This is a genomic window from Paenibacillus sp. Y916 (assembly GCF_056786435.1).
In genome coordinates this window covers 54,711-75,603 of record NZ_JBXCJA010000002.1, presented here as the reverse complement: position 1 = coordinate 75,603, position 20,893 = coordinate 54,711, and the positions used below count along the sequence as shown (strand labels likewise).

Sequence of the window (20,893 nt, the reverse complement as noted above, 5' to 3'; positions counted from 1 at the left end):
GGAGTGATCAAAGTTGGAAATCGCTGTATTTACAGTACATTCGATGTCATACTCTCCTGCAACGAATGCGAAGATATTCTCAATGACGGAGCTTGAACAGTGTGAAATGAATCAATGGGATGCCATTGTTATAATAGGTTCTAATCTAATTGATGAAGAAACGGGTCTTTCTTCACATACACTAATAAAATTATGGGATTTTGTTAATTGCGGTGGTGTATTATATACAGAGCTTATTGAAGCTTTCGACTTTACTAGCTCGCGCCTACTGGGTTGGAAGCAAGATTTCGCTAAGACACGGCGTACGGTAGAGAAGCTACGCGTAAGCCTTGAAGGCGAACAACTCATCCAGGGGGCATTGTTGGAATGGTCTGGTGCTGTTGCTCACGGATTCTCAATAAATACGGAAGCGATTTTAGATTTCGGATTATTTCAAGATACACATATAAGTTTGGATGAACAAGCCATCGTGTACCCTGGATTACATTTCCATCGGATTGGTGCTGGCAGGGTAGCCTGCGCGGCTTTTTCCCTATTCTCTAATGAGAAGCCTGAGACGTTAAGACCTTACTTTCTTTGGGAAAATGTCATATTGACTTTAAGTCAAAAAACAGGCGTACCTTTTGTGATCTGGCCGAAGGTCGTTGAGACTTCTGGTTCCACAACGCCTCGGCAGGCTGTAATTAATAATATGGGTTGGTTCCTGAATTCCGGCATCCTTCCTGCTCTCGATGGTGGCGAAGGCGTGTATGAGAATATTCATTCGATCACAACGAAGATTTCTAAAGATCTAAGACCGGATTGCCATGCGCACACTGCATTGATGCTGTATCTATACGGGAAATGGCAACAAGATGACCATTATTTGGAGTCATCCGATATAATACTCCAGTATTTATTCGATCATGGCTATCAGGATATGGAATTGGAATCTCCTTCGTACGGTTTCTTTAAGTGGTATGACTATCCTGGAGAGTACCCAGATCAGATGTTCACGGATGATAATGCTTGGGTTTGTTTCGTTCTATTGTATTTGTATAGACAAACGAATAATGAATCCTATCTAGAACGTGCACTACCATTAGCGGATGCTCTGTTAGCAACCCAAAATGAACATGGTTTGCGACCGGAAGTACTGAAGCGTGAACAATTGATTGAATTAGGTCGTGAAGGGGTTACCAATCTTCTAGAGAATAAAAATCCGCATTTCCAGAGTATTACTCATGCGGCATTTATTCAGGCGTATCTCGTTACGCAGCGGCAGGAATTTTTGGATGTAGCCATGAAAGGTTCGTTATATTTACTGAAGCAGTGGGACGAACTCGAATTCATGTATAGTCGAACATCAGGACTTAGTCGATTCCTACTTCCATTAGGCTTCCTAAGCCGATATGACGATTCAGGTGAAATTGATAACGGTATTGAAGTGATCGTCGAATATTTACTTGCTTGCCAAAGTCCGCTTGGCGGTATCGAGGAGACGGATAACCCAGATCCTGAACGTTTCGGTAAAGAGGATGCAGGCGTATTCATCCATAATGGAGAGGGCATTGCCGATCAATTATATACGAATAATTTTCTACTTATGAATGTATGGGAGCTATGGAAATCTAATGGTGATTACGTTCACCGTGAACTTTATGAATCTCTGTCGGACTATATGTGTCGGATCCAAATGATCAGTGAAGAAAGTCGATATAACGGTGGTTGGATGAGGGCATACGATCTTCGTAACGGTGAATATTTCGGGAATAACGGAGACACGGGTTGGGGGCCGTATTGCATGGAAAGTGGATGGACGAATGCTATAACGACATCGGGATTGCTATTAGGTTTATTAAATGAATCTATATTTGATTAGGAAGGGGATCAATTCATGATCAGACATCTACATGCAGATATTGTCGTGATTGGAGGAAGTACAGGAGGCGTTGCAGCGGCCTTAGCTTCAGCCAAGGCGGGTAAACGCGTCATATTGACGGAAGAAACAGATTGGATTGGCGGACAATTAACAAGTCAGGCTGTTCCGCCTGATGAACATCCTTGGATAGAACAGTTTGGCTGTACAGCTAGCTATCGAGAGTTCCGTGATAGGGTGAGGGAATATTATAAGCAGCATTTCCCTGTACTCCCAGCTGCACGTTCAAAGGTCCATTTCAATCCTGGCAACTCGCTCGTTAGTAACATTGCTCATGAACCGAGAGCGGCACTTGCGGTTCTACGTGACATGATCGCTCCATACATTCATAACGGATACCTCACGTTACTCGAGAAGGTTATACCTGTGAGTGCAGAGACGGATGGAGATCAAATATGTTCAGTTACGGTTCGTAATATAGATACAGGAGAGTCCCTAGTTCTAACCGGAGATTATTTCCTCGATGCGACAGAAGAAGGCGATCTTCTACCGCTAGCGAAGGTGGAATATGTGACGGGCTCCGAATCTATTTCGCAGACAGGAGAACCGAATGCGTTGCAAGGATCTCCTGATCCTTCAGATATGCAAGCGATTACTTGGTGTTTCGCTATTGATCATATAGAAGGAGAGGACTTCACGATCCAGAAGCCTGATCAGTATGAATTCTGGAGGGATTATCAAGCGGATTTCTGGCCGGATAAGCAGCTCAGTTGGATGGGGCTCGTTCCTCACACGTTGGAACCTGTGCGCTATAGCTTTTTTCCAGACGGTAAATCCTTCTCTCTGTGGAAATATAGAAGATTGATTGATCATACGCAGTTCATTGAAGGTACTTTTGACAGTGACATCACGGTCGTGAATTGGCCGCAAAATGATTATTGGTTAGGCTCAATTATCGACGTATCTGCGGAGGAACGTGCTAAGCATCTTGAGAATGCCCGTCAGCTGAGTTTGTCTTTACTATATTGGATGCAGACGGAAGCACCTCGTCCAGACGGTCAAGTGGGATACCCGGGTATTCGATTGAGATCAGATGTGACCGGCACTTTGGATGGATTGGCGAAGAAACCGTATATCAGAGAATCACGCCGAATCAAGGCGGAGTTCACCGTGTTGGAGCAGCATATAAGCCCAAGTTGCCGCCCAGATGGAACACCAGAGCGTTATGAGGATTCGGTTGGTGTTGGCTGTTATCGAATTGATCTTCATCCGAGTACAGCGTTACGTACCTACGTTGACGTATCTAGCATGCCTTTTCAGATTCCTATGGGTAGCTTGATCCCGATTAGAATGAACAATTTACTAGCAGCTTGCAAAAATATTGGCACAACTCATATCACGAACGGCTGTTATCGTCTTCATCCTGTGGAATGGAATATTGGAGAAGCTGCTGGTTATTTGGCCGCCTATTGTGTGGATCAACAGCTTACTCCGAGGGATGTACGTAACGATCAGGAGAAGTTAAAGGAATTTCAAAATTATCTGGTAGCTGAAGGTATCGAATTAGAATGGCCACAGATTCATGCGGTATAAGAGGTCGTTCAAAAAAGTCATCTTTTGAACACACCATATAAGAAAGTAGGGAGAGTCGTCTGTGAATAGTCTAATCGAGAAGAAAGGTCTTGTTGTATCTTGCCAAGCATTATCTCATGAGCCGTTACATGGTTCTCATCATATGGTAGCCATGGCTAGAGCAGCCCAAGAAGGCGGGGCGGTAGGAATTAGGGCTAATAGTCCGGAAGATATCGCTGCTATTCGAAGTGAGATAAATCTTCCAATTATCGGTTTATGGAAAAAGGATTATGACGATTTTGATGTATACATTACGCCTACAGTAGAAGATGCTATCGCTGTATATCATGCCGGGGCCAGTATCGTTGCGATCGATGCAACAAATCGTGCTCGTCCAGATGGAGTGGATCTGCAACAGACGATTACTGCTCTCAAAAATCTAGGCATCCCGGTTATGGCAGATATATCAACCTATGAAGAAGGATTGATGGCTGCGGAATGGGGAGCGGACTACATCTCCACAACATTATCCGGCTACACCCCTTATAGTTTAACTAGGCTCCCGAATCTAGAGCTCGTAAGTCGACTTTCACAGGTCCTTACTGTACCGACAGTTGCAGAAGGTGGGATTAGCACACCAGAAGAAGCTGGAGAAGCATTACAATCTGGAGCGCATTTCGTTGTAGTTGGATCTGCCATCACGCGTCCGCAGTTCATTACAGCGCAATATGTATCAGCTCTACAGGATGCAAAGTGAGGTAATGTGCTAATGAACAATCAACAAGCGGGTGTGTTCATAGGGTTAGATATAGGCGGTACGGAAATAAAAGGGGGGCTTGTCTCCCCTGAGGGTATACTCCTTAGCGAGTCAAGAATAAGAACGCCGATTGAAGAGGGAAGTGTAGGCCTTTTGCGTGATGTAAAAGGCTTGGTTTCTTCCTTCATCAATCAGACTGATGTACCTGTGCTCGGGATAGGTGTCGGTTCCGCAGGAAGAATTGATCCTGTCTCCGGTAAGGTGATCTATGCGACTGATAATTTACCAGGCTGGACCGGAATCATGTTGGCTGATGAAATTGCAGAGTCTGCAAATATTCCCGTCTATGCAGAGAATGATGTGAATGTAGCGGCTATTGGTGAAGCATGGGTTGGCGCTGCGCAGCAATGTGATACATTTGCTTTAATTGCACTTGGCACAGGTGTTGGAGGAGCGATCGTTAATGAAGGGCGTATGTTACACGGTGTTCTTGGAGGGGCCGGAGAGATCGGACATACCATTCTAGTGCCTGGTGGGCTCCCATGTAATTGCGGACAACGTGGCTGCTTGGAGCAATATGTCTCGGGAACAGCTCTAGGTCGAATAGCGAAGGAAATCGATCCACATTGGAATAGCCATATGCTCATGAAAAGATACGAACAAGGGGATTCCCGTGCAATGGATGCAATTCATCTGTTTGTTACACACTTGGCGAATGGAATCATTACCTTGTGGAATATGTTTGATCCAGCCAAGATTGTAATTGGCGGAGGACTTATTACGTCCAAAGATATATGGTGGTCTCGTCTGGAAACAGCTCTGCTAGATTTGTCTCCTCACAAATCCATCGCTATCACCCCAGCTATTCTAGGTAATCAAGCAGGTATCATTGGAGCAGCTAGACTTCCATTGTTGCGTTATTAATAAACTAGAGATGAATCGATATGAGATGTATTGATTCATCTCTAGTTTTATTTGATACTGGGTTGGGATGAAACTCACTTGAACATACATATTACAAGGATTACTTGCGCTTATGTTTCTGGAGGAGAGTAGGCATCTATGTTTAATATGCCGTCCAGCCGCCATCAGCAGTGATTACTGTGCCGTTGATGAAGCTGGCGTCTTCAGAAGCTAAGAACAAGGCAATCGTCGCAATTTTTTGAGGATCTGCCGCTTCTCCACGTTGCAATGACAAGCCAACCATTGCTTGCTCTATTCCATATGGATCGGCTTGTGTCATTCCCTCGCCAATATTTGTAGCGACAGCGCCCGGGGCAATGGCATTACAGCGAATGCCAAATGTACCATACTGGAATCCTACGTTCTTGGTGAGACCGACGACAGCATGTTTCGATGCAGTGTAAGCAATGCCTGCCCGGGATCCGAAGAGTCCACCAATAGAGGCAGTATTAATAATTACGCCGTGACCTTGTTCTTTCATCAACGGAATCACTTTACGGATTGCTCTCATCGGACCGGTAACATTAATGTCCATCACTCGGTTCCACATCTCATCCGTAACAGACTCAGCTGTTAACATCTGATCCATTATGCCGGCATTATTTACTAGTATATCGAGTTTTCCGTAGCCCTGAACTGCAGTATCAATCATACGTGCTACTTCTTCTTCCTTAGTGACGTTCGTAACGACAGCTTTGGCTTGCCCTCCAGCTGCAGTGATTTCTTCAACCACTAATTTTATTGCTGTTTCATTGATATCTGCGACGACAACTTGGGCTCCTTCTCTGGCAAATAGGACTGCCATCTCTTTACCCATTCCAGATGCTGCACCTGTTATTACGGCAGTTTTTCCTTGTAATTTCATATTTATCATCCTTTCTAGTCTCAAATGGCTCTCCCGTTGTATGGCGACATGATGTCGTTTATAACTATAAGAACAGACCACGTTGTTAGTGCAGTTTATCGTAATATGTAGTCTAAGCAACAAATTGATTTCATATACAGGCGAACCGGATATGATCCAGAGAGGGTATAATGTATGATGGCTAAAGTAGTCGAGCTGAACCGGCTGACCTATTGTTGTGTTAAATGATTATTTTTTGTCAGATTAATGTCACGATCTGAATGCTACTCATGCTAAATCGCTATGCTATAATATACTCAATTGTATTGAAACAGAAATTAACTACGAAGGCAGGTGTCATTGCTTTGAAAACAGTCGTCGTGATCGGCGGGGGAATAACAGGATTGTCCACTGCTTACTATTTACAGAAAACGATAAAGAATAACAACATGGATGTTAACATCGTACTGATTGAAGCAAATGATCGACTAGGTGGCAAGATCAGAACATTACAAGAGGGAGAATTCATAATGGAGTCGGGTGCTGATTCTATTGTAACTCGTAAGACGAATGTCGCTCCCCTGATTGAAGAACTAGGTCTTCAGGACAAAGTCGTATATAACGCAACAGGTACATCTTATATCTATACCGAAGGTGAACTGAAACAAATTCCGAGTGACTGTGTCTTTGGAATACCTCTAAGTATCGAGTCTCTCGCCAAGACAGAACTAATCTCTGCCGAAGGAAAGGTAAGAGCACTGAAAGATTTGTACACTCCGAATGACAGGTTCACGAAGGATGACTCTATCGGTGAATTTCTAGAAGCTTTTCTAGGTAAAGAACTTGTGGAGAAGCAAATATCTCCGGTCCTCTCAGGAGTCTACTCTGGCAAATTGGAAGATCTTACGATTGCATCAACGCTTCCTTATTTAATCGATTATAAGAATGAATATGGAAGTATTATTAAGGGTTTATCAGCTAATAAGGCGACATTCCAAGGAAAAGGCGATAAGAAGTTTATGTCTTTCAAGGATGGAGTATCTACTTTGATTGATTCAATGGAACAGCATTTATCTGATACAGAGATTATTAAGGGGATTGGAGCGGAACGGGTTGAAAAGAACGACGATCGATACCGTGTAACTCTTGCTAATGGACGTATTATCGATGCTGATACGGTCGTGCTAGGAACGATGCATTCTACAGCGCAAGCACTTCTTCAAGATGAGCATCTAAATGAAGATTTCGATGAGTTACTTAATAGCTCTCTTATTAGTGTGTATCTAGGATTTGATATCCCTGACAGTCAACTTCCAGCAGATGGAACAGGATTTATTACTGCTAACAGTGATGATGTGAAATGCCATGCCTGTACGTGGACAAGCCGCAAGTGGGAGCATACATCAGAACATCAACGATTGCTCGTTAGACTCTTTTATAAGAGTTCAGGGCCTTATTATGATACGCTGATCAATCTTTCAGAGGAAGAACTGCAGCAGGTGGCTCTACAAGACATTCAGATTAGCCTTGGTATTACGGGAGAACCTATTACGTACGATGTGATGAAATGGCACAACACCATGCCGAATTATCACATTCGACATCATCAGATTGTAGAGTCTCTTGAGAACAAGATGGCTGAGAGCTATCCTAATGTCATCCTCGCTGGATGTTCTTACTACGGTGTAGGTATTCCAGATTGTATTGCGAATGGAGAGAAGACGGCAGAACTTATCATTGAGAAGATTCACTTGAATTCGGGGATTGATCACTAGATTTTATAGTCGAGGATCTATGATTAGAGCTGGCAGAAGCCGGCTTTTTTACGTGCTTGGATGGATTGAATTGTAACAGACAAGTAAGCGTTAAATACATTCCACCTTCATCACAAGAATGGAATAAGCGTATCGCAGACTACAAAGCTAGCGGTCTTACCATGGCTGAAATACGCACAAGGTAAATCGATTGAAGTTGTAATTGATTGTTAAGTGGACTGAATCGGCAAGAAAAAGATAGTGAAATTTACAAGCGACTCTTCGGAATCGTTCTTTTATATTAGCCCATATCCATAACGAAGAATATTCTGACTTTAATATAAAGGTAAGGTGAAGCAACGACCGTCTCCCAGCACTTTACTAGGAGATGGTCGTTGCTTTGTTAATGAGTTGGTGTGACGATGCACCTGTTTCTACTTGTTTTAACTCATTCAAGCATTCGTTTACTTTTGTAAAAACATATTGTACTATATAAAGAAGATAATGATTATCCATGTTAGAAATGAATTGTGTCATTATGTCTTAAAAGTGAGGTGACCTTCATGCATATGAAAACAGGCGTTGAACAATCCGTGTATGCCATTCTTCTGTTAAACATGCTACCAGATAAAGCAGTATTACCTGGAGAAGCAATCAGTCAACAATTGGGAGCTTCTGCAACATATTTTCAGAAACTGTTAAGAAAGTTAGTTAGTGCGGACTTGATTACTTCCGTTCCAGGTGTAAAAGGTGGGTTCAAATTAAAGAAGAAACCTGAAGAAATTCGAATATACGATATATACGTTGCTATTGAAGGACAGCAGACGCTTTATTCTGCAAGTGGTATTTTTAACGATATGCTTGAACTTCAAGATGAAGATCAATGTTGCTTATTAACTGAATTAATGGAAGAAGCTGAAACTTCTTGGAAATCCGTACTGAAAAGAGAAACGGTTGCATCGATGTTCGATGATAGTTACAAGGACCGTTTTAAAACAAAGATGGAATCTTTACAATCATGGGTTAACGATAAAATGGTCTTGTGAAAAGAAATAATAACGCCAGGATGAATTAGTTAGAGAAGGGAAGTTAACCATATGAGATTAAGTGTATTGGATCAAGCTCCTATTACTATCGGAAATACGGCAGAGGGCGCTTTGAAAAAAGCGGAAGAACTGGCTATATTGGCAGATGAGTTGGGATACACTCGGATGTGGATGGCAGAGCACCATGGTACAAATTCATTTGCAAGTTCAGCTCCTGAAGTGACAGCCGCTCATTTGGCAGCCAAGACTAGAAATATTCGTATCGGTACTGGGGGCGTTATGATGATGCATTATTCCCCATTGAAACTTGCCGAAGTGTTCAAAACACTCAGCGCTTTTTCCCCTGGTCGGATTGATTTCGGTGTGGGTCGAGCTCCGGGTGGAGATACCAATGCGATGTATGCTTTATCTGAAGGACGACAACTCATGTTGAACGACATGTATACTAAATTTGATACTGCATTAAAGTTAATCAATGATGAAGTACCACAAGATAACTTGTACAATAAAACGATCGCGATACCGTCCCAAATTGTTCTGCCAGAGGCTTGGCTATTAGGTTCAAGCGGTAGTAGTGCGCTGAAAGCAGCAGAGATGGGCGTGGGGTATTCATTTGCACAGTTCTTCAATGGTGCTATGACCAAAGAGATTCTAGATACTTATAGAAATAACTTTCAACCTTCAGCATTTATGGATAAACCTGAAATTAATGTGACTTACATGGTGACAACAGCTGAGACGAAAGAAGAAGCTGAGTTCGAAGCGCTACCGCAGGAGCTTTTTCGCTTAATGATGATGAAGGGACAGTTCAAACAATTGTTAACCCCAGAAGAAGCCCAGATGTATCCGTTGACCGAAATGGATCGCATGCAAATGAAAGAAGGTCGAAAACTGCATCTTGTCGGATCAGTGAAAGAAATAGCAACGAAGTTACAAGAAGAACAAGAGCAGTATGGATTTGGTGAAGCTATGATTTGTAGCATTCCACATTCACAAGAGAAACGATTGGAAGTTTATCGTTTATTGGCGCGTGAACTATTATAATAAGTGATGATAATGAAATAGAGTAAATCATATATAAGAATGAGGGATTAAGATGATTAAAAGTTTAGATCGAATTAATGAATTAGCAAGAAAACAGCGTGGAGAAGGTCTGACTCTTAGTGAGCGAGTGGAGCAACAGACATTACGTGAAGACTATTTACGTGAAATTCGCGGACAAGTTCTCAATACGATTACAGGACTAACTGTAGTCGATCCACTTGGAAATGATGTTACACCGGATAAAGTTCGTATAGAGAAAGAAAAGGCAACGGATCATAGCAAGCTGATATAATTAACTACTATCCACAGATATGGATAAACAAAGGGTCTCTCTTCATAGGGAGACCCTTTTTTTGCATGGCACGGACTCTTATAAGGACTGTTGACGAATCTAGTATATTGCGTCGCATGTAGGTAATGACGGTAGCTATCCTATGCCCCAATCGTGGACCAGTGCGTCGGACGAGTGAGTGAAGGTGGTAATTTGGTGGCGTTATCGCCCTTCGCTGCGTTGAGCTGGGATTGGGTGAGAAAGATACTTGTAGTAAGATCGGCACCTCTGAGATCAGCATCTCGGAAATCAGCCCCAATAAGATCAGCAACTCTTAGGTCGGCGTTTCTGAGGTCAGCGGCAATAAGGTAGGCACCTCTCAAGCTGGCACCTCTTAGATCGGTACCTTTAAGTTTGGCCCCGATGAGATCGGAACCTCGTCCTTGGAACTTCTTACGTCCAGGCAGATTCTTCTGTTCGGAGCGCACGAGTTCGCTGGTCCTTAACAGCAGCGCATTGATATCTGCCCGATGTGCTGTGACGTCCAGTTCCATGATAGCATCGGGGCTGAGGTAAGTGAGGCGTTCCGTCTCATCGAGCGCGAAGCTAAGCGCATCATGGATGGAATGAGCTGGTTGCAACGTTAACGCTTCGGTCAGATACCAGAGAAGCTCGTGGAGTTGCCGCATAATCGGAAACACTTCGAACATTTGCTTGGCGGATTCTGGAGCTTGCTGCCAGTCGTGTCCGCTGAAGGTGTTATGGGAAACCTTTTGTCCCGCTCCGAAGCATTCATAAACAGTGCAACCTCGAAAACCTATCTGCCTAAGGTTTTGATGAACGCCGCAGCGGAAGTCTGATTTCAGATTGATGCAGGGCTGTCCAGCGTCTTTGTCGATCGCGAAGTCTACTGAAGCTGCAAACGGAAGTGCGGCACAGCACAAGCCGAAGCAGTTCTCGCATTCAGATCGTAGACTAGAGCGATTCCTATCGGAGGGGGATTCTGGATATTTGTGAGTCTCAGACAATGGGGGAACCTCCTTTATTTCAATATATACATATGTACTAAGAGTAGATTTACCTATAACTTTAATATACTAGTACTGAATATTTTCTCTGTCAATGAAACTATAACTTTTATACCATACAAACGTCTTATTAGATAAGGAAGAGGTGGTGAGATCTATGGAGAAAAGCTTAGTGAAGAAAAAGAACCTATTAAAAATTTATATTCTTTTGGTTGGATGCGTAATTATGATTATACTGGGTATGAATGCTAATGATTCTTCAGAGAAGTTCCATGTGGTAGATGGATTAACGATTGAAGAAGGTGCTCAGCTTAAAATAAGCAAGAACGCAGATTTGTTTGGTTCCATGAAGGAAGTGACAATTGCACTTATTAATTTAGCTCGTATACCTGAACAAGATTATACAGGATATGTAGGTATATGGGATTCTAGCGGCAAGTTGGTCCAAAAGTTTGTTGTTAATGGCTATCATATTATGAATCCAGTTCAAATTCATGTCGAGGATATAACGGGAGATGGGAAGCAAGATATTGTTGTGGAGACGGATGAGCATGTCAATGGAGGTTTAGGAGTTCATGCTCTGCATGTATATGTAGAAGACAACGGACAGTATGTTGAGGCACCACTATCAGAGGAGATAAATTTAGATTATACAGTAGCATTCCGTTCATCTAGCAATGAATTCATGATGATCTCTATTCAGGACAATCGAAGATGGACTGTACAATTAGTTGCAGATCAATTGAAACATTTGAATTCAAATGTATTAAACCAGTCGAATCCTGTGAATGTTGATCCAGTATCATCTATTGATTTACATAACAATACTTTTACAACGAAAAGATTAATCTGGTTTGGAGACTTGCAACTGAATTCTCTTGCTGTATTGGAATCCAATTATCATTTCAAAGAAAATAAGTGGGAATTGCAAAGCTATAGTTTGGGAAATATTGACAACAGCACGATAGTAACTGAATTAAGAATTGTTCGTAAACCTCCTGAATTGATATCTATCGAATTAAATGATGATCATCTTGATTGGTCACTATAGAGTGTCTTAAGTGCGTTTAAATTTATAGTACAATACTTATAGAAAAGGATTGGGGGAACGAATGATGACAACAAATACAAGAAAGAACGAGTATATAGTAACAACGGCAATTATCCTAATGTATTCTTTAATAGGTCACTTATTTAATATTGATATCTTAAAAATTATGACCATTCAAAAAAATGAATTTAGTATTAGTATTGCAGGAAGTGTTATATGTATCATCACGCTTATTTTAGTGCGTTATATTGTTCGGAAATTAAAAAATACTAATTAACGACTCTCTATATCGGATCCGCTTTTTATGCACTTTTAAACATTTCAAAAGTTGCTTTGTTCGATTTTCTACACGCCGAAATAAGCATCCGTTCTACTCTATTTTCAAATGCTAAGTTCTTGCTAAGTTCAAGCCAACGGAACCAGTAAAGGTAGTTATCCAAATATACAGTTGCACCCCCTTGAAATCGCTCCATCCAAACGATATTCAATTGCTGGGGGAAGTGAAAGAACAAGGTAATACCTCGAGTGTCCTTATGGATGATGTTCAAAGCTTTACGAAACATATTGAAGATATGATTGAGCGATATCCGAAGATTCATTCGATAGCAATCGGTGTACCTGGTTCAGTTAATAATGGTCCGGGTGCAGGCATTATGATCAACGGAAACGTCGTCAGGGGAAGTACGTTCTTCTCAGGAGAAGTTTCATTCGTCCCTCAATATGATGATAAGAATTTCCTGCAAGCTTTAAACAGTAGTAGCTGAACAGAAAGGGAAGAAGAGGTTGATGCTGTTAGTCGGTTGGTAGTTTCGTTTACAGCGATCATAAACCCACACACAGTTATTTTTTGTAACGATGAAGTAAATCCATCCATGATCAACCGAATAGCAATCAAGAATATGATATGAAACAATAGGAGTTGTTGAGAAATGAAAACAGAAAAAGAGAAAATGCTGAATGGCGAACTATATAATGCAGGCGATGAGGTGTTAGTGAATGATAGACTAAATGCTCGCAGACTGGTCAGATTATACAATCAAACACTTGAAACGGATGATAGTCAAAGAACTGAACTACTCAAAGAATTGTTCGGTTCGACTGGAGAAAATCTATACATCGAACCCACAGTTCGTTGTGATTATGGCTACAATATTTATGTTGGCGAGAACTTCTATGCTAATTTTGATTGTGTGTTTTTGGATGTTTGTGAAATTCGAATTGGTGATAATTGTTTCCTTGCACCAGGTGTACATATTTATACAGCAACTCATCCATTGAATGCGCAAGAGAGAATATCGGGTGCAGAGTACGGGAAACCGGTAACGATTGGTCATAACGTCTGGATTGGCGGGAGAGCTGTCATCAACCCTGGAGTTACAATAGGTAATAATGTCGTGATTGCTTCCGGTGCCGTCGTTACAAAAGATGTCCCAGATAACGTTGTAGTAGGTGGGAACCCTGCAAGGGTCATCAAACAGATTGATTAATCGTTACTACCGATTTAACTCGACCACTTTGCATAACTCTATTAATTGATGAACGCCATAAAGTTGCTGACGATTACGCTGATGGATACTTAACAGCGCTTCTTCAGTAACTTTTTTGGCTTGTTGAATGCTCTGATGTTCTACGGCCTGAACAATATCTTTCATATTCTCTAAAAAATAGACCGTCCTACGCAATGTGCGAATGAGTAAAATTTGTCGTATATGTAGTGGAGTGAAGATACGGTATCCATTCTCAGGATTTCGTTGTGGTGATAGTAATCCTTCTTTTTCCCAATGTCGAATGGCTGACTCTTGTACATCCGTTATCTGAGCGACTTCACCGATGGTCATATGGTTGTTCATCTTTTTATTTGAAATGAGTGGAAGTTCAGTATGCTGTAGCAATTCAAGGGTCTGATCGACAACCCCTTTTTCTTGTTGTAGATTGGATTGTTCTTTGTTGATGAGCCAGAAGGCGGTATCCAAATCACCGTTCTGAATGTGGCGAAGTACGTCACAAGTGATCGCGACACCAAATCCAGGAAACATTGTTCGGAGGCAACGAAAGTAAGCTAAGTGCAGATCTGTATACAGACGATAACCATTCGCAGCGCGAGCAGGTGCTGGAACGACTCCCCATGATTCATAATGTCGCAAAGCACTTGTGCTAATGCCAAGCTCTCTAGCAATCTCAATCGGCTTGTAATATTCCATTTCCAGTTCCCCCTTAAGTAGATTTCCACTATACCAAACAGGCTTGTGTTAAACAAACATTAAATAAAAAGATTAAAGTACTGTGATAGACTTTTTGCTTCTCACCCGCGGGGATTCTCAAAAAACCTTATCATTTGCACGAATGTTGTAGGATTAATTCAGTAAAAGAATAACCTCCACGAGAAAGGGTAATGTTATAAAGAACATACCCAAGGAATCGGATAAGGAGTGAGTTTGGATGCAGAAGTCGATAGGAATATACTTGTTCGATTGCCCAAAGCAAGAGGGGATTACAGAAATCTTTGGTGTGCCTGGTGATTATAATTTCACTTTACTTGATAGACTTGAGAGATATACCGGCATTCGAAAGATTTGATTATTAAAGGAAATCTAATATAAAACACAGCAACATATAATACACTTAGGTTATCTAAATTCACGATATAAATGTTGTTTCTTATTTAACTAACGGGCAGGATAGTTGAAGATCAAACAGGGGGAACCGCATCAGAAATAGGGGAAAACATTCACTTTTTAATATTTTTTCAACTATTATTATCCACTAAAACTTCATTAGTCTTAGTGGATAATTTTATAGGTGAAAGTGACAATATAGTACAACATATTCCAGAATATGCTATGATAAATGGAAGTGCGAGTAAATATTATTCCGAGGTTAAATGATCATGATATTGAATTTATAAAAGGAGGGTTCTAGTTGATAAAGAAAATAAAATTCATTAAAAATATGGCTGTTTACAAAGATTTTGATTGGGATAAGCGCGTTCGAGAAAAGGATGGTAGACCTGCACAATTTCAAAGAGTAAATATTCTGTACGGGAGAAATTATTCTGGAAAAACTACGATTTCAAGAATAGTCCGTTCTCTCGAAATAGGGCACTTATCCGATAAATATATTAATCCTGAGTTTAGTATCCAGATGAAAGATGAGACGAATATAACACAAAGCACATTAATGAATCATCAACAGACTATTCGAGTGTTTAATGAAGATTTTGTAAGAGACAATCTTAAGTTTATTTCTAATCCTGATGAAAGTATTAAATCATTTGCTATTCTTGGAGACAATAACAACAGGCTTGAAATCGATATTAAAGAGAAAGAAAGGGAAATGGGCACGGAGGAATCTGACGAAGGGCTGTTAGGACAATTAAAGAGGAAAAGATTAGGGTCAAATAATGCTTCAAAAGTAGCTCAACAAGCTCAATCTATGTTAGATAACAAACTGTTTGATAAGGCAAATAAGGCGAATACAGGAATAAAACATAATAAACAATATGGCGATGCAAATTATAATGTTAAAAAGCTAAACGCGGATATAGCTAAAGTAACAATTACTAACTTCACAGCTACTGTGGAAGAAAACGTTGAGGGTTTTAAACAGTTATTAAAGTAAGAACCGAAGCCAGAAATAACTAATCCGAAATTATTAAATTTAAAATTCATACAATTTGTTCAGGAAACACAAAAACTTATAGAGAAGAAAATTGCTATTTCCGAGCCAATCCAAGAGCTTCTGGAAGACGTGTTACTTCAAGAGTGGGTTCGATCAGGAAGAGATTATCACGAAGGGAAACGAACCTCGTGTGGTTTTTGTGGTAACCCATTGCCAATAGAACTTATGGAAAAATTAAACAAGCATTTCAATGAGGAATCGGAAGACTTAAGATTAGAAATTACATCTCTAATTGCTCAGATTGAACAAGAGAGAAACGGAGTAAATTCGCTCATAGTATTTAATAGTATTGATTTTTATTCTACATATAAAACAGAAGTTGAGTTTCTGAGTGACGAGTTTGAAGCGATTTCAGATAAATACCTTGATGGCTTGTCACATTTAATAGGTATGTTGAGAGAAAGACTTACTAATATTCTTAGACCTATTACATTCATAGTAACCGAAGATGTGTCTAAGCAGCTTGAAAACATTCGATTTAGATTTGAAAATCTTGGCATACAGTGCAACAACTACACAAAAACGTTAAGTCAAAAGCAACAGGAAGCCAAGACTGCATTAAGACTTCATGAAGTATCAAGTTTTATTAGTGACATTAAGCATGCAGTTGAAATTAAAAAAATTGAAGAATTAAAATCGCTAGAATCCAATGCCAGAAATGAGCAAATCAATACCCAGTCAAAAGTTACAAATTTAAAAAAAGAAATCGAATCACTAAAAGCTCAACTTAAAGACGAGAGCAAGGGTGCCGATCAAGTAAACTATTATCTTAACAACTTTTTTGGTCATGAATCCTTATCATTATTAGCTAAAGAAGGTGAAATGGGATATCGTTTTGAAATAACTCGTAATGGCCAAAAAGCTCATCATTTAAGCGAAGGTGAATGTAGCCTAGTTGCTTTTTGCTATTTCATGGCTAAGTTAGAGGATCTAGAAACGAAGAATAATAATCCGATAATATGGATAGATGATCCAATATCCAGTTTAGATGGGAATCATATTTTCTTTGTATTTGGTTTAATAAACAGTGAAATAATAAAGAGTGGAAAATTCAAGCAGCTTTTTATCTCCACACATAATCTTGACTTCTTAAAATATTTAAAACGTCTCTTATCAAAGGATGAACAAGGGATTGATTTACAACGTCGGTACTTTGTAGTGGAAAGGTCCAGTAATGGAAGCAGAATTAACTTAATGCGTTAATGCGATTTTTTGGAAATGATACTCTTTCAACTGTGATAACTGATAGAATTAATAACGAGTATTCACACCTTGCTGGAGTATTTGAAAGAAGTATAAATCCTATTGATATTCCTGAGATGAAAAAGTCCGCACAGTTTATTTTGAGTAAAATAAAAGTTAAAGATCCTGATCAATACAATGCCTTACTTGAAAGCATTGGAATACCCAGTTAATATATCTGGATTTCTTAGACAGAGTTAATTTTATTTTTTAAAAGGTACTTTCGACAGCTAATTTCTCCCGGAATAGTATAGTATTAAATCTATATATATATATATTGTAGATAGATTTAAGGGCACACAATCGTGTGCCCTTAAATTTCGCCCTATAGATGTTACGGTGATGCGTATCGCGCATGCTGGTACAGCGGAAAATTGAGTTAAGAGTGGAAGCAGGAATGTTAAAAGTGACGGTAGGTACGTAGGTCATTGGACTCCATACATGTGGAGTGTCTAATATTGATGATTCGAAATCAATAGATGAGATGTGACAATATCCCTCAAGAATATTAGATGATAGGCGTACCAAGAACATAATGTATTTTTAGATGAGGTTTACCGCTATCTGGCTCATTTGAAATGTGTGGATATCAAATAATAGTAGTTAATGAGTAAATTGAATAGCAATAGAAATAATATATACTTTACCGAATTTAGTCTCTAGAAGAGTTAATACTTTAAAGTAAATGGATTGAATTATTGAAAGGAATTGCGAACTCTAGTTGCAAATCCATGAAGATGCACCTCGCATATGGTATTTTTGGTTGTTTAGTCACTTCCATTTCACCATTTTTTGCGGAGGCATTTTTACTTTTTTATCAAATTCAAGGGCTTTTTGAACAGGCTCTTTTATAGGGATTCCCAATATTAAAAAGGTACCTGTTCACAGTAGCCTGAGTCATTTTAGATCCAAGGTCACTGCGGAACTCTTTTATGAGATTCTATTCGATCTCATTGCACAAGCCTTGGAATTGAAGGACTTTTTGTTACCAATGCTAAGCGGCATCGATTCCAGACCCGTATGGGCCAATGTGAATGGCCGTTGAGTAAGGTCAACCTCTATTTTGTAACCCTTACATTTCCAACTTTGGAATACCTAATTGCGAATTGTATTGTCTCGCGTGAGCTATATTTATACTATTTGAACAGGCTCTTTAAGATTCGATCGGAAATTAGAAACCTATTTTAATAACTATGACGGAACAATTAACGAACAAACTCACCTTGATCCTATTGTTTCTCCAATTGTTGCAAAAAGTGAGGGGATTACGATTAAATCGCTTGGGTTGAATGCCTTCGGATAGGCGCTGGCTCCATTGTGCTCTGCGCTGCGCTGAGCGCAAGTCTCATAGTTCACCATTCTCAGACGGGCGTTGACGTATTTTTGATGAAGCGCATCGTTCACGAGTACAATTATTTCTATGTTTCGAATGATGTGGCTGTTCCAATACGAAGACCCGTGATCCGGCGATGACAAGCCTTTATTCGGTAGAAAAGCTGTTCCAGATCGTTACGATTTATCGAGCTGCATCATTGCTGTCGAAGAATTCAAGAAGAGCATCTGCCATCTTCTCGGGTGCCTCCATTGCTGCGTAGTGGCCGACGCCATCGAGGGAGACCGACCGGACTTGGCCTGACGCAACCTGGCTCATCGTTGCGAAGGTAAACTCACCGCCTCCGGCTCCGATCGCCAACACAGGCATGCTCAGTTTGTGGGCGGCGACGAGAGCTGCAATGTCTTCGCCCTCCTGAAGCATAGACTGGTAGAGGCCAATCGCTCCGCGCCAGCCGTCGGGACGGGAGTAGGTGCGTACGAACTCTTCGATGTCTGCTTCGGTGATTGCTCCTGGTGTCGTGCTCATGGTTGGGAATACAAATTGTCCAAGGAACTCACGCTCGCGGCCGGTGAGCAGCATCTCGGGGATGTTCGGAGCGGCAAGAACGCCGATGTACCAGGTGCCCCCGTGTGTGACGTCGGCCAGCATCTCTAGGCCGAACCCAGGCAGACCCATCTCGATCGCGGTGAAGCTGAGCATGTCCTCCGGGTGGGTAGCCGCGAGGCGGAGGACGATTGCCCCGCTTATGTCTTGGCCTGTGAGGTGAACTGGGCCAACATTGAGCTCTTCGATGAGAAGGTGCAGGTCTTCGGCAGAGGTCTTGCTGTCGTAAGTACCAGGCCCATTGTCTGAGTCACCGAAACCACGAAGGTCTACAGCGAAGACACGGTGATTCTCGGCTAGAAGTGGAATTAGTTTTCGAAAAGTCCACCAAGTTTCAGGAAAGCCATGGACCAGTAGGACTGGAGAGCCAGTAGTCCCTGCTGATACGTAGTGAAGCTTTGTTCCGTTAACTTTTGCGTGGTGATGCGAGATACCGGTCAGTGTAGCACCTATTTTATTTATTGTCATTCAAAAATCCTCCTCCATTTTAATTCGACAACCCAGTTGTCTACATACACGATAGACAACCGGGTTGTCTTTGTCAAGCGCGATACTGAACACTCAGCTTCAAAACTTCTGGTTAAGGAATAGAGCTTCAACGATAAATGCTAACTTGATTAGAGAACTGATAGACGACAATACACTGAAACGATATATCAGGAATTCCATGAAGGAACAAGCCTCGTATTAACAGATAGCGAAAGAATTTGAGCGAGGTGATTTGGAATTTTGGAATATGGTATTTTTGACGATCTTCGTTAGCTATGTTATTATAATTTTACTATGACTAATACAGGCGCTACTCTCACAATGCTTTTAATTGGCGGCTTTCGTTCACTGGTGGAAGCCGCGCAAGTTGACCTTGCTGCTCGTGGCTACGAGGATGTTCGTCCCGTTCACGACTTAGCAATTCGGGCCATTGCCTCGGGTGCCGACAGCGCTTCAGAGCTAGGCCGGCGCCTAGCGGTCTCAAAACAAGCAGCGGCGAAAACCATTGGGGTACTTCAAAAACGCGGATACGTTGTGCGTGAAGTAGATCCAGTAGACGCTCGCCGCAAACGCCTTCGTGTCACCACACGCGGGTTAGACATGCTGCGAGAAGCTGAAGAGATCTTTGATGAGTTACGTAATAAATGGGCTCGGCAGATTGGAATCACCAAACTCGAGGAAATAGAGAAACACCTAGCGGAGTTGATTGGCACTGATCCCAATCGCCTCGATAACTCAGGATGGCTTGCACGAGACCTCGGCGAGTAGGTATAGCGTGTTAAACTTTTTACTCAGGACTTAGACTGGGAGTGGAAAGCTCGAACTAATTTATAAGAATTTCGTCGTCTTCCAAGAGGACTTAAGGGTCATTGCCCTATACGACACACGTTGAGTGCTATGTGTCGGTAGTGAGAAAGTATTGATATAACGCCACATTTACCCAACGTTTAAACGGACAAGGCTCAAGCGGAGATACCGCTTGGGCTTTTCATTTTCTTGGATTGAAATACTTGCAGAAACCTTCCACGGAAGTTATCATAGCAACACTTGATGACTGGGAGGCGTTTACAAATGAAAAGCAAAGACTCATTAATCGGTTTGGAAGTGGATGACGCTACATCGGAGCAGCTTCTGACGATTGCCCGATCTCACTGGAAATTGAGCCCTGAACACAGCCATTCGGCAACGTCAACAAGTCGACGTGCTGATATCAGGGCAGAAATTGAGACCTTACGAACTGTACGGCATGTTTTTATCGAACAATTGAAGGTAACCTCGAAATGTAAGCAAGTTTCGTAAGACTAAAGTTGTAACTAAAACAGGTATTGAATAAGCTTCTCTTCTACGGTAAGATCAA

At 41.2% G+C, this 20,893-nt stretch carries 19 protein-coding genes and 3 pseudogenes; 17 read left to right on the top strand and 5 right to left on the bottom strand.

Translation table 11 applies throughout. From position 1 onward, the window contains the following. Positions 1-13 precede the first annotated feature (13 nt). The 4 genes from AC1TO9_RS04415 (at position 14) to AC1TO9_RS04400 (ending at position 5,111) form a co-directional block, all read left to right on the top strand. Positions 14-1,861, top strand: coding sequence for a hypothetical protein (locus tag AC1TO9_RS04415; RefSeq protein WP_482058478.1), 1,848 nt, complete (start codon positions 14-16; stop codon positions 1,859-1,861). A gap of 15 nt (positions 1,862-1,876) precedes the next feature. After that, positions 1,877-3,451: an FAD-dependent oxidoreductase gene (locus tag AC1TO9_RS04410; RefSeq protein WP_482058477.1), complete on the top strand. Its 1,575-nt coding sequence runs from the start codon at positions 1,877-1,879 to the stop codon at positions 3,449-3,451. A gap of 61 nt (positions 3,452-3,512) precedes the next feature. After that, positions 3,513-4,187 (top strand): N-acetylmannosamine-6-phosphate 2-epimerase, encoded by a 675-nt coding sequence (locus AC1TO9_RS04405; protein WP_482058476.1) that lies wholly within the window; start codon positions 3,513-3,515, stop codon positions 4,185-4,187. A gap of 12 nt (positions 4,188-4,199) precedes the next feature. After that, positions 4,200-5,111 carry an ROK family protein gene (locus AC1TO9_RS04400; RefSeq protein ID WP_482058475.1) on the top strand — a complete coding sequence of 304 codons (912 nt, stop codon included), beginning with the start codon at positions 4,200-4,202 and terminating at the stop codon, positions 5,109-5,111. 142 nt (positions 5,112-5,253) lie between these two features. Here AC1TO9_RS04400 and AC1TO9_RS04395 read toward each other — a convergent pair whose 3' ends face one another. Further along, positions 5,254-6,015 (bottom strand): glucose 1-dehydrogenase, encoded by a 762-nt coding sequence (locus AC1TO9_RS04395; RefSeq protein WP_482058474.1) that lies wholly within the window; start codon positions 6,013-6,015, stop codon positions 5,254-5,256. A gap of 344 nt (positions 6,016-6,359) precedes the next feature. Between AC1TO9_RS04395 and AC1TO9_RS04390 the strand changes: the two genes are divergently transcribed. The 4 genes from AC1TO9_RS04390 to AC1TO9_RS04375 all read left to right on the top strand — a co-directional run bounded on the left by AC1TO9_RS04390 (position 6,360) and on the right by AC1TO9_RS04375 (position 10,130). Further along, complete coding sequence (locus AC1TO9_RS04390) at positions 6,360-7,769, top strand: protoporphyrinogen oxidase (RefSeq protein ID WP_482058818.1); 1,410 nt, start codon at positions 6,360-6,362, stop codon at positions 7,767-7,769. A 542-nt stretch (positions 7,770-8,311) separates the two neighbouring features. Next, a complete protein-coding gene (locus AC1TO9_RS04385; protein WP_482053611.1) occupies positions 8,312-8,794 on the top strand; it encodes an RrF2 family transcriptional regulator in 483 nt (160 codons plus the stop codon). A 51-nt stretch (positions 8,795-8,845) separates the two neighbouring features. After that, complete coding sequence (locus AC1TO9_RS04380; protein ID WP_482053610.1) at positions 8,846-9,838, top strand: LLM class flavin-dependent oxidoreductase; 993 nt, start codon at positions 8,846-8,848, stop codon at positions 9,836-9,838. A gap of 52 nt (positions 9,839-9,890) precedes the next feature. Then, the gene (locus tag AC1TO9_RS04375; RefSeq protein ID WP_482058473.1) at positions 9,891-10,130 is read left to right on the top strand and encodes a DUF896 domain-containing protein; all 240 of its coding nucleotides are present in this window, start codon (positions 9,891-9,893) and stop codon (positions 10,128-10,130) included. 140 nt (positions 10,131-10,270) lie between these two features. Here AC1TO9_RS04375 and AC1TO9_RS04370 read toward each other — a convergent pair whose 3' ends face one another. Beyond that, the gene (locus AC1TO9_RS04370) at positions 10,271-11,137 is read right to left on the bottom strand and encodes a pentapeptide repeat-containing protein (RefSeq protein ID WP_482053608.1); all 867 of its coding nucleotides are present in this window, start codon (positions 11,135-11,137) and stop codon (positions 10,271-10,273) included. A 157-nt stretch (positions 11,138-11,294) separates the two neighbouring features. On the opposite strand from AC1TO9_RS04370, the gene AC1TO9_RS04365 reads away from it, so the two are divergent. Both AC1TO9_RS04365 and AC1TO9_RS04360 read left to right on the top strand, forming a co-directional pair. Continuing rightward, complete coding sequence (locus tag AC1TO9_RS04365; protein ID WP_482058472.1) at positions 11,295-12,188, top strand: hypothetical protein; 894 nt, start codon at positions 11,295-11,297, stop codon at positions 12,186-12,188. A gap of 61 nt (positions 12,189-12,249) precedes the next feature. After that, complete coding sequence (locus AC1TO9_RS04360) at positions 12,250-12,465, top strand: hypothetical protein (protein WP_482058471.1); 216 nt, start codon at positions 12,250-12,252, stop codon at positions 12,463-12,465. A 25-nt stretch (positions 12,466-12,490) separates the two neighbouring features. On the opposite strand, the pseudogene AC1TO9_RS04355 reads toward AC1TO9_RS04360, so the two are convergent. Next, positions 12,491-12,664 (bottom strand): annotated as a pseudogene (locus tag AC1TO9_RS04355) (IS1595 family transposase); the annotation flags it as partial. Between AC1TO9_RS04355 and AC1TO9_RS04350 the strand changes: the two are divergent. Next, positions 12,651-13,075, top strand: a pseudogene (locus AC1TO9_RS04350) (ROK family transcriptional regulator); the annotation flags it as partial. The pseudogenes AC1TO9_RS04355 and AC1TO9_RS04350 overlap by 14 nt on opposite strands. Before the next feature lie 42 nt (positions 13,076-13,117). Continuing rightward, entirely contained in the window at positions 13,118-13,675 is a 558-nt protein-coding gene (gene maa, locus AC1TO9_RS04345; RefSeq protein ID WP_482058470.1) for a maltose O-acetyltransferase, read from the top strand. 6 nt (positions 13,676-13,681) lie between these two features. Here the strand turns inward: maa and AC1TO9_RS04340 are convergent, their stop codons facing one another. Further along, entirely contained in the window at positions 13,682-14,389 is a 708-nt protein-coding gene (locus tag AC1TO9_RS04340) for a MerR family transcriptional regulator (protein ID WP_482058469.1), read from the bottom strand. A gap of 238 nt (positions 14,390-14,627) precedes the next feature. Between AC1TO9_RS04340 and AC1TO9_RS04335 the strand changes: the two genes are divergently transcribed. From AC1TO9_RS04335 to AC1TO9_RS04325, 3 genes and pseudogenes are all read left to right on the top strand, one after another. Next, positions 14,628-14,765, top strand: coding sequence for a hypothetical protein (locus AC1TO9_RS04335; protein ID WP_482058840.1), 138 nt, complete (start codon positions 14,628-14,630; stop codon positions 14,763-14,765). Positions 14,766-15,137: 372 nt separating this feature from the next. Then, positions 15,138-17,069, top strand: a pseudogene (locus AC1TO9_RS04330) (AAA family ATPase). Then, complete coding sequence (locus tag AC1TO9_RS04325; RefSeq protein WP_482058468.1) at positions 17,069-17,281, top strand: hypothetical protein; 213 nt, start codon at positions 17,069-17,071, stop codon at positions 17,279-17,281. Before AC1TO9_RS04330 ends, AC1TO9_RS04325 begins: the two are co-directional and overlap by 1 nt. Before the next feature lie 1,343 nt (positions 17,282-18,624). Here AC1TO9_RS04325 and AC1TO9_RS04320 read toward each other — a convergent pair. Beyond that, on the bottom strand, positions 18,625-19,515 hold the full coding sequence (locus tag AC1TO9_RS04320) for an alpha/beta fold hydrolase (protein WP_482058467.1): 891 nt from the start codon (positions 19,513-19,515) through the stop codon (positions 18,625-18,627). 315 nt (positions 19,516-19,830) lie between these two features. Here AC1TO9_RS04320 and AC1TO9_RS04315 point away from each other — a divergent pair, with 315 nt between their 5' ends. Together AC1TO9_RS04315 and AC1TO9_RS04310 are read left to right on the top strand one after the other, a co-directional pair. Beyond that, positions 19,831-20,304 (top strand): MarR family winged helix-turn-helix transcriptional regulator, encoded by a 474-nt coding sequence (locus AC1TO9_RS04315; RefSeq protein ID WP_482058466.1) that lies wholly within the window; start codon positions 19,831-19,833, stop codon positions 20,302-20,304. A gap of 303 nt (positions 20,305-20,607) precedes the next feature. After that, positions 20,608-20,835, top strand: a complete 228-nt coding sequence (locus AC1TO9_RS04310; RefSeq protein ID WP_482058465.1) for a hypothetical protein — start codon at positions 20,608-20,610, stop codon at positions 20,833-20,835. The last annotated feature ends 58 nt before the right edge of the window (positions 20,836-20,893 follow it).

Excerpts from the sequence above, each read along its gene's own strand:
- AC1TO9_RS04380 (WP_482053610.1), top strand. The coding sequence starts at position 8,846 with ATGAGATTAAGTGTATTGGATCAAGCTCCTATTACTATCGGAAATACG.
- AC1TO9_RS04310 (WP_482058465.1), top strand. The coding sequence starts at position 20,608 with ATGAAAAGCAAAGACTCATTAATCGGTTTGGAAGTGGATGACGCTACA.
- AC1TO9_RS04325 (WP_482058468.1), top strand. The coding sequence starts at position 17,069 with ATGCGATTTTTTGGAAATGATACTCTTTCAACTGTGATAACTGATAGA.
- AC1TO9_RS04410 (WP_482058477.1), top strand. The coding sequence starts at position 1,877 with ATGATCAGACATCTACATGCAGATATTGTCGTGATTGGAGGAAGTACA.
- AC1TO9_RS04320 (WP_482058467.1), bottom strand. The coding sequence starts at position 19,515 with ATGACAATAAATAAAATAGGTGCTACACTGACCGGTATCTCGCATCAC.
- AC1TO9_RS04340 (WP_482058469.1), bottom strand. The coding sequence starts at position 14,389 with ATGGAATATTACAAGCCGATTGAGATTGCTAGAGAGCTTGGCATTAGC.
- AC1TO9_RS04360 (WP_482058471.1), top strand. The coding sequence starts at position 12,250 with ATGATGACAACAAATACAAGAAAGAACGAGTATATAGTAACAACGGCA.
- AC1TO9_RS04315 (WP_482058466.1), top strand. The coding sequence starts at position 19,831 with ATGACTAATACAGGCGCTACTCTCACAATGCTTTTAATTGGCGGCTTT.
- AC1TO9_RS04335 (WP_482058840.1), top strand. The coding sequence starts at position 14,628 with ATGCAGAAGTCGATAGGAATATACTTGTTCGATTGCCCAAAGCAAGAG.
- AC1TO9_RS04375 (WP_482058473.1), top strand. The coding sequence starts at position 9,891 with ATGATTAAAAGTTTAGATCGAATTAATGAATTAGCAAGAAAACAGCGT.
- AC1TO9_RS04385 (WP_482053611.1), top strand. The coding sequence starts at position 8,312 with ATGCATATGAAAACAGGCGTTGAACAATCCGTGTATGCCATTCTTCTG.
- AC1TO9_RS04395 (WP_482058474.1), bottom strand. The coding sequence starts at position 6,015 with ATGAAATTACAAGGAAAAACTGCCGTAATAACAGGTGCAGCATCTGGA.
- maa (WP_482058470.1), top strand. The coding sequence starts at position 13,118 with ATGAAAACAGAAAAAGAGAAAATGCTGAATGGCGAACTATATAATGCA.
- AC1TO9_RS04400 (WP_482058475.1), top strand. The coding sequence starts at position 4,200 with ATGAACAATCAACAAGCGGGTGTGTTCATAGGGTTAGATATAGGCGGT.
- AC1TO9_RS04365 (WP_482058472.1), top strand. The coding sequence starts at position 11,295 with ATGGAGAAAAGCTTAGTGAAGAAAAAGAACCTATTAAAAATTTATATT.